This window comes from Oscillibacter sp. CAG:155 (assembly GCA_000436875.1).
Lineage (GTDB): Bacteria > Bacillota > Clostridia > Oscillospirales > Oscillospiraceae > Oscillibacter.
The window spans coordinates 10,679-18,976 of record FR890893.1 but is presented as its reverse complement, the minus strand read 5'-3'; the positions used below and the strand labels follow the sequence as shown (position 1 = coordinate 18,976).

Sequence of the window (8,298 nt, the reverse complement as noted above, 5' to 3'; positions counted from 1 at the left end):
GGCGGAGTAGACATAGCCGTGCTCAATGAGGGGCCGCATGAAGCGGAAGAAGAAGGTTAAAAGCAGCGTGCGGATATGGGAGCCGTCCACATCGGCATCGGCCATGATGATGACCTTGTGATAGCGGAGCTTATTGAGGTCGAACTCCTCGCCGATGCCGGCGCCCAGCGCCGTGATGACGGGCTGGAGCTTGTCGTTTCCATAGACCTTGTCCGCCCGGGCCTTCTCTACGTTGAGCATCTTGCCCCACAGCGGCAAAATGGCCTGGAACCGGGAATCCCGACCCTGGGTGGCGGAGCCGCCTGCGGAGTCGCCCTCGACGATGTAGATCTCGGTGAGTTCAGGGTTATTTTCGTTGCAGTCCCGGAGCTTGTCCGGCATGGCCGCGCCGCCCAAGGCCGTCTTGCGGCGGATGGACTCCCGGGCCCGCTTGGCGGCCTCCCGGGCGCGGTTAGCGGTAAGGGCCTTGTCCAGGATCATCCGACCCGCCTGGGGATTTTCCTCCAGGAAGATCTCCAGCTTTTCGGAGACGATGTTATTCACCAGAGTGCGGATCTCGCTGTTGCCCAGCTTTGCCTTGGTCTGGCCCTCGAACTGGGCGTCGGTGAGCTTGACGGAGATGACGCAGGTGAGACCCTCCCGGCAGTCCTCGCCGGAGATCTTCTCGTCGTCCTTGAGCATCTTGATCTTGCGGCCGTAAGCGTTGAGCACGTTGGTCAGGGCCCGCTTGAAGCCCTCCTCGTGCATGCCGCCCTCGGGGGTATGCACGTTGTTGGCAAAGGACAGGATGGTCTCGTTGTAGCCGTCGTTATACTGCATGGCCACTTCCGCCATGGAGTCGCCCTTCATGCCGGACATGTAGATCACGTCGGGGTGGAGGGCATCCTTGGACTTGTTGAGCCAGGTGACAAACTCCCGGATGCCGCCCTCGAAGCACATGTTGTCCTCCTGCTCCTGGCCCGGGCGCTTGTCCACGGTGCGGATGCGCAGGCCGGCGTTCAGGAAGGCCTCTTCCCGCATGCGGGTGTGGAGGGTGTCATAGTTGTAGACGGTGTCCTCAAACATCTCCGGGTCGGGCTTGAAGGTGACGGTGGTGCCGGTATGATCCGTCTCGCCCACCACGGTCATCTCCTCCGTGATATGGCCCCGGGAGAACTTCATCTCATAGATCTTGCCGTCCCGGTGGACCTGAACCGTGAGCCACTCGGAGAGGGCGTTGACCACGCTGGCGCCCACGCCGTGGAGACCGCCGGAAACCTTGTATCCGCCGCCGCCGAACTTGCCGCCGGCGTGGAGGACGGTATAGACCACCTCCAGGGCGGGACGGCCGGTCTGGGCCTGGATGTCCACGGGGATGCCGCGGCCATTATCCACCACGGTGATGGTATCGCCTTCGTTGATCTGCACCAGAATGTCGGTGCAGTAGCCCGCCAGGGCCTCGTCGATGGCGTTATCCACAATCTCGTAAACCAGATGATGGAGACCTGAGGTAGAGGTGGAGCCGATATACATGCCCGGGCGCTTGCGCACCGCCTCCAGGCCTTCCAGGACCTGGATCTCCGAGGCATCGTACTCGTTTTCCGCGTCAACCGCAGTGGAATTCAAGCGTTCTTGATCTGCCATGTAGGTTTCTCCTTTCAGGGGAAATTTCCCCGGCATAAGACAGGAAGAGCCGGGCCGGAGCCATTTCCGGCCTGTTTCTTCCTGCCTTATTTGCAATCTGAATTGATAAAGGTTTCGTTATCTTATATAGACACGTGATGACACCCCGAGAGAGCGGACTTTTTCTCACAGCTCCAGCTTCCGGCTCTCCGCCCGCTTTTGCAGCGTCACGGCGTTGAGCTGGGACAGATAGACGATCTGCCGGTGATAGGGGTGATCACACACCACAAAGGACTTGGGAATGTCCCCGGACACGTCCAGCACCACGCCCTCTTTCTCCGCGTCGGAGAGATAGTCCCGGGTCCGCTTGCTGGACGAGCATTTGTCCAGGTCGAAGATGCCGATAATCCGCCGGTCGGGAATGATCTCGTTTTGTCCGATGTGCAGATACATCCTTCAAAGCTCCTTCCACGAAACAGGGGAGTAAGGCGGATCACAGTCCGATTTTACCAGAATGTTCCACGTGGAACATTTCCCGGCAGCCGCTTACAGCAGTTCTCCGCCGTGCACATGCAGCACTTTGCCGCCCAGCAGTTCCGGCAGTCGGTCGTCCTCGCAGCAGGTGATGAACACCTGCCCCCCCGCGATGCGGTTGAGGACGAATTCCTGACGCCGGGGGTCCAGCTCACTGAGCACGTCGTCCAGCAGCAGCACCGGGTACTCCCCGGTGGCATTTTGATAGATCTCCCGCTCTGCCAGCTTCATGGACAGCGCCGCGGTCCGGGTCTGTCCCTGAGATGCATACATCTTGGCGTCTTTTCCGTTAATTGTTACGGACAAATCGTCCTTATGGGGACCGGAGAGGCACAGCCGGGACGCCCGCTCCGCCGCCTGGTGGCGCTCCATATGTTCCCGCAGCTGCTGTGTCAGCACCGGGAGGTCCGCGAAGGGGTCCGTCACAGACGACACTGTCTGATAGCGGATCTCCAGCGTTTCCTTTCCGCCGGAGCACTCCCGATGGTGAACTGCCGCGTACTTTCCCAGTGCCTGGGCGAACTGGGCCCGGTAATGGATCAGCACCGCACCGAAGCGTACCATCTGCTCATTGAAGTCCGGCAGTGCGGCCAACAGGTCCGGCCGCTCCTCACTGTCCCGGAGGATGCGGGTTTTATGGTCATAAAGCCGTCCGTACGCTGTGAGAGCGGCGGCATATCGGGGGCGAAGTTGACATAACGCCGCATCCAGGAACTTTCGGCGGGCGGCAGCCCCCTCCCGGATGAGGAAGAGGTCCTCCGGACGGAAGTAGACGGTGTGGTAGACCTCACTGAGGGCGGCGCTGTTTTTGGCGGGGACCTTGTTGACGGAGAGTTTGCGTCGCCGGTCCCGGAACAGCTCCGCCTGGACCTGGAACACCCGTTCCCGGGCCAGCACCGTGGCCGTCAGCCGGGCGGCCGCGGCGTCAAAGCCGATCATCTCCCGGTCAGACCGGGCCCGGGGCGATTTTCCACAAGAGAGGTAGAGAATCGCCTCCAGCAGATTAGTCTTTCCCTGGGCGTTGGCCCCGAATATGACGTTGCACCGGGGATCAAAGTCCATCCTCTGGAGACGGTAGTTGCGAAACTGCTCCAGCTCCAGGGATTCAATCCGCATAGGCCACGGTATAGTGCTCCCCCTGGAACACAACGTCGTCGCCGGGGCGGATCTTTTTGCCCCGCATGGTGCACACCTCGCCGTTGACCGTGGCCTCACCGGACTGGATGCGCTCCTTGGCCTCGCCGCCGGTCTCCACGAGATTTGCAAATTTCAAAAGGTCCTGGAGCTTGATAAACTCCGTGGTGATGGTAATGGTTTTCATAATCCTCCTTGCCCGGGGCACACAGGCCTGCCGGTTCCGGCGGCAGCGTTCCGCCGCAATGAGAGTTTACAGGAATTTTCCTGAAAACTCAGAATAAAAAAGGGGAAAAGCGCCGGTTTTCAGCCATTATTTCCGGCGGAATCCGGCCACGGATGGTCGCGCTGAAATGCAGCGGCTCCAGAGGCCCGTTTTTGGGCTAAAAACGCCCCTTTTCAGCCAACAGAATCATCCGGTCCCGGAAAGGGGATGCCGTGCCGGCTCCCATTCCCGGAATCCGGGTCGTTTTTTCAGCAGATCACTCCGCGCTCTTGAGCCGGACAGGCAGCACCATGTAGAGGAAATTCTCCTCGCCGTCGGTGGGAACAATGATGGCAGGGGAAACGCCGGTATTGAGCTCGATTTTCACCGTGTCGGCAGGTGCATAGCGGAGCGCTTCCATCAAATAGCGATTATTGAAGCCGATTTCCAGTCCCTGACCGTCACCGCTGATGTGGCAGACATCCTTGGCCTCGCCGTTTCCGGTTTTGGCAGACAAAAATACCTTGTCGTGATCGAAGATGCAGCGGACCGGACTTTTGAGTTTGTCGGAGATCACCACGCTGACCCGGTCGATGCTCTCAATGAGGGCCTTGGTATCGGCCACCACGGAAATGGGATTTTTCCGGGGAATGGCGTTTTTGTAATCCAGGAATTCGCCTTCCAGCCGGCGGCAGATCAGTTCCGTGTCGCCTACCTCAAATAAAATGTGGCGTTTGCCCAGTGTGATGGAGGCGGGGTCCTCACTGTCGGCGCAGATGCCCTTGACTTCGTTGAGTGCGGAGCCGGGGGCAACAAAGGAAAAGGCGCCTCCGTCAATTTTTTCCAGAGGTTCCCGGCGGATTGCCAGACGGAATCCGTCTACAGCCACCATGGTAAGACCTTTGTCGGTGATCTCGAAGAGGGCACCGGTGTGGACCGGGCGGCTTTCGTTGGTGGAGACGGCAAAGGCGGTTTCCTCAATCATGGAACGAAGCCGTTTCTGCTGGATGGCAACGGAAAATTCATCCTCCACTTCGGGGAGATCCGGATAGTCGGCGGCGGAGAGACCCAGGATGTCAAAATCGGCGTCGCCGCAGCTGAGGTGGACCATCTGTTTTTCATCGGCGGTGAAGGTGACCACGTCGTCCGGCATCCGGCGAATGATGTCGCCAAAGAGCCGGGCATTGAGAACAATGTCGCCGCCGTCCGTCACATCGGCAGACACCCGGGTACGGATACCGGTCTGCATGTTGTAGCCGGAGATGGTGAGATAGGTTTCGGCATGCAGAAGCAGGCCTTCCAACGCGGGAATGGAGCTTTTCTGTGCCACGGCGCGGCTGGTGACGGCGATGGCACTTTGGAGAAGGGCTTTCTCGCAGGAAAATTTCATCATAGGAACGCTTCCTCTCTGGTTGGGATAGGAGGGGGAAACCCCTCTGGAAAAAAAGAAAAGAATATATATTTTTAGAAAAAGCAGTCGCAGGGCGAAAAACTGTGGAAAAGAAGCGAAAACCCTGTTGTGCCAAGGTTTTCGGCGTTGGAAAGAATCGTGGAAAAAACAGGACGGTTTTCCACGAAGAAAAACGAAGAATGCTTTTCCACAGCAAAGTTTTTGTTTTTCCACACGAAACGTGGAAAAAAACAGCACTTTTCAGCGCTTGGAATTGATGTTGGTTTTGATCTCTTTGACGGTCTCAGCGAAGGCGGCGTCCTTCTTCATCTTCTTCTCCACCTGCTGGATGGAGTAGAGTACGGTGGAGTGATCCCGGTTGTCAAACTGCTTGCCGATATCGTCGAGAGACAGGTTTGTCATGGAGCGGATCAGGTACATGGCGATCTGACGGGCCTGCACCGCATCCCGGATGCGCTGCTGCCCCCGGATGACGGCTTCATCCAGGCTGTAAAACTTGCTGATATATTCCAGAATCGCCTCGGGGGAGGGGATGTATTCGTTATTGCGCCGGAGCATGTCCTGAATGGCCCGGGTGACGGTCTCCTCATCGGTGTCGTTGCCCAGCAGATCCTTATAGGCCATGATCTTGTTGATGGTGCCCTCCAGCTGGCGAACGTTGGCGGTGACGTTTTCCGCGATGTAGGCGGCGATCTTGTCCGGCAGTTCCATGCCCAGAATGGCGGCCTTGTTTTTCACGATGGCCAAACGGGTCTCAAAATCCGGAGGCGCCACGTCCACCAAAAGGCCCCACTCGAACCGGGTCCGCAGCCGGTCATCCAGCAGCGTCATCTCAGAGGGGGGACGGTCCGAGGTCAAAACGATCTGGCGGCCGGATTCATAGAGTGTGTTGAAGGTATGGAAGAACTCATTCTGGACCTGTTCCTTGCCGGCCACGAACTGGATATCGTCCACCAGCAGCAGATCCGCCTCCCGGTACTTGGCCCGGAACTCGTTGCCCCGGCCGGCGCGGATCAGTTCGATGAATTCGTTGATGAAATCATCGCCCTTGATGTAGACGATCTTGGCGTGCCGGTCGTTGCGGCGGATGACGTTTGCAATGGCGTAGAGCAGATGGGTCTTGCCCAGACCGGAATCGCCGTAGATCAAAAGGGGATTGTAGTTTTGAGCAGGATGCTCCGCCACGGAGACGGAGGCGGCATAGGCCAGCTTGTTGGAAGGACCCACCACGAAGGTCTCAAAGGTGAATTCGGCGGAGGTGAACCGCTCGCTTTGCTTCTTGGGCACATTGCCCTGGAATTCGGCGTAGTCCTGGTCGTCCAGGATCCGCACCTCAAAATCCGTGGAGAAGATGTCGTGGAGGGAGGCCTTGATGTTTTTCATGAAAAGGGATTCGATGTACCCCTTTTTAAAATCGTTGGAGCAATGCAGAATAAAGACGTTGCCCTGGATGTCCACGGCCTCCAGTTCGTCAAACCAGGTGGCGATGGTGGTCTCGGACAATTCTTTTTTCAGCTGTTGCAGGACGTTGTCCCACACGTCAGCAACGGAATTCACAGAAACACCTCTCTCTAGTTGAAAATGGACAAAATCATACGACGCTATTATAACAAAAAGACAAAGTAAACACAACACTTATTCTAATATAAATTCTGTTTTAAACAGGAAAAAATCAAGGGCGGGAAGGAGTCAAAATATGGGACATTTTTTTCTTCCGAACACAAGATTTTGAGAAATGAAACTGTCGGGACCAAAAAAGGGCGGAATTTCCGGGAAATTTCAAGTTTTTCTTGACACATTTTAAAAAAGTCTGTATACTATTCGATGCGTCGCGAGGACGCCTGAGCGTTGTTTACTGCGCCGTTTCCTGAAAAGGAAGGGTGTCGAGTAAATGCCGCCGTTCCATTTGGAACGGCCGTAATTCTGACAGGAGGTGTCTCAAACATGGCTACGAAACGTACCTATCAGCCCAAGAAGCTGCATGGCCAGAAGGTCCACGGCTTCCGCAAGAGAATGGCTACCGCCAACGGCCGCAAGGTCCTGGCCCGTCGTCGCGCCAAGGGCCGCGCCCGGCTGTCCTACTAAGCGAGACGGCAAGCGCGGGAGACACTTGAACAGACGTTTTCAGGGACGGCGGGAATTTTTGGATTCCTCCGTCCCTTGACGAGTTTTCGTTCAAATGGCAAGGCAGGGAGTAAGATGAAACGAGCGGTAACGCTGAAGGAAAATTACGAGTTCCGGCGGATGTATCAGAAGGGCGCATCGGCCGTGGGCGGAGGCATGGTGGTCTACTGCCGGAAAAACCGGCTGGATCATAACCGCCTGGGCATCACGGTCTCCGTCAAACTGGGACATGCCGTGGTCCGCAACCGGGCCCGCCGCCGCCTGCGGGAGGTTTACCGCCTCCACACGCCGCAGCTGAAAAAAGGCTATGACGTGGTTCTGGTGGCCCGGGGAAGAACGGCAACCTGCCCCTGGAAGGATCTCAACGAGACCTTTTTGCGGCTGTGCCGGAAACTGGATCTGTTGGAGGCTGCGGAATGAAGCACCTGCTGCGGGACATTCTGATCGCACTCGTAAAATTTTACAGGGCGGCCATTTCCCCTTACCGGCCGCCCTGCTGCCGCTATATCCCCACCTGCTCCCAGTATGCCCTGGAGGCCCTGGAAAAATATGGAGCCCTCAAGGGAGGCTGGCTGGCCTTCCGCCGTATCCTGCGCTGCAATCCCTTCCACAAGGGCGGGTATGACCCCGTCCCCTGAAAAACGGCCCGGCGCCGGCCCGATGTCCGGCACCGTGTCCACACCGATTCGATTTCCGTAAACTTATTGGAGGAAACGCATTATGTCAACCATCGTTTACTGGATCTGTACACCGTTCGCATGGTTGGTCCGCCTGTTTTACAATCTGACCGGCTCTTACGGCGTATCTTTGATCCTGTTCACCCTGGTCATCAAGCTGATCCTGCTGCCCTTCCAGATGAAGTCGAAGAAGAGCATGGTCCGCATGAATCGGATGTCCGGGAAAATGCAGGAGATCCAGAAAAAGTACGCCAATAACCGCGTAAAAATGAATGAGGAGATGCAGAAGTTCTACGAGGAAGAGGGCGTCAACCCCATGAGCGGGTGCCTGTGGAGCTTTTTGCCGCTGCCCATTTTGATGGCCCTGTACTATATCATCCGGGAGCCCATCGTCTACTTCATGAACTTCGGCGGCCGTGCTGCCGGTCTGGAGGTGGTGGAGGCTGCCCGTCAGGTGATCGAAAATGCCGGTATCACCCTGACCAGCAACCCCGCCTATGAGCAGATCGAGATCTCCCAGATCATCAACAGCCAGTTCCCCGACTTCGTTGCCCAGCACAGCGGCTGGGTGAATGTCAACTATCACTTCCTGGGTGTGGATCTGAACTCCA

10 protein-coding genes are annotated in these 8,298 nt (G+C 57.2%); 4 read left to right on the top strand and 6 right to left on the bottom strand.

Annotation, left to right across the window (positions count from 1 at the left end):
* The 6 genes from QZL67_RS04900 to dnaA form a co-directional block, all read right to left on the bottom strand.
* Nucleotides 1-1,623, bottom strand: a 1,623-nt coding sequence (locus QZL67_RS04900) for a DNA gyrase subunit B (protein WP_292919884.1), incomplete at its 3' end; no start/stop codon positions are given.
* 165 nt (nt 1,624-1,788) lie between these two features.
* A complete protein-coding gene (gene remB, locus QZL67_RS04895) occupies nt 1,789-2,055 on the bottom strand; it encodes an extracellular matrix regulator RemB (protein WP_022289639.1) in 267 nt (88 codons plus the stop codon).
* A gap of 93 nt (nt 2,056-2,148) precedes the next feature.
* Entirely contained in the window at nt 2,149-3,252 is a 1,104-nt protein-coding gene (gene recF, locus QZL67_RS04890) for a DNA replication/repair protein RecF (protein ID WP_022289638.1), read from the bottom strand.
* The gene (locus QZL67_RS04885; protein ID WP_022289637.1) at nt 3,242-3,457 is read right to left on the bottom strand and encodes an RNA-binding S4 domain-containing protein; all 216 of its coding nucleotides are present in this window, start codon (nt 3,455-3,457) and stop codon (nt 3,242-3,244) included. Before QZL67_RS04885 ends, recF begins: the two co-directional genes overlap by 11 nt.
* Nucleotides 3,458-3,752: 295 nt before the next feature.
* A complete protein-coding gene (gene dnaN / locus QZL67_RS04880; RefSeq protein ID WP_022289636.1) occupies nt 3,753-4,868 on the bottom strand; it encodes a DNA polymerase III subunit beta in 1,116 nt (371 codons plus the stop codon).
* A 258-nt stretch (nt 4,869-5,126) separates the two neighbouring features.
* Entirely contained in the window at nt 5,127-6,443 is a 1,317-nt protein-coding gene (dnaA, locus tag QZL67_RS04875) for a chromosomal replication initiator protein DnaA (RefSeq protein ID WP_022289635.1), read from the bottom strand.
* Nucleotides 6,444-6,830: 387 nt separating this feature from the next.
* Here dnaA and rpmH point away from each other — a divergent pair, with 387 nt between their 5' ends.
* The 4 genes from rpmH to QZL67_RS04855 all read left to right on the top strand — a co-directional run.
* Nucleotides 6,831-6,971: a 50S ribosomal protein L34 gene (gene rpmH / locus QZL67_RS04870; protein ID WP_021751147.1), complete on the top strand. Its 141-nt coding sequence runs from the start codon at nt 6,831-6,833 to the stop codon at nt 6,969-6,971.
* Nucleotides 6,972-7,085: 114 nt separating this feature from the next.
* Nucleotides 7,086-7,430, top strand: coding sequence for a ribonuclease P protein component (gene rnpA, locus QZL67_RS04865; protein WP_022289634.1), 345 nt, complete (start codon nt 7,086-7,088; stop codon nt 7,428-7,430).
* Entirely contained in the window at nt 7,427-7,648 is a 222-nt protein-coding gene (gene yidD / locus QZL67_RS04860; RefSeq protein WP_022289633.1) for a membrane protein insertion efficiency factor YidD, read from the top strand. The genes rnpA and yidD overlap by 4 nt, the downstream gene beginning before the upstream one ends.
* 82 nt (nt 7,649-7,730) lie before the next feature.
* On the top strand, nt 7,731-8,298 hold a 568-nt coding region (locus QZL67_RS04855), incomplete at its 3' end, for a membrane protein insertase YidC (protein ID WP_292919882.1).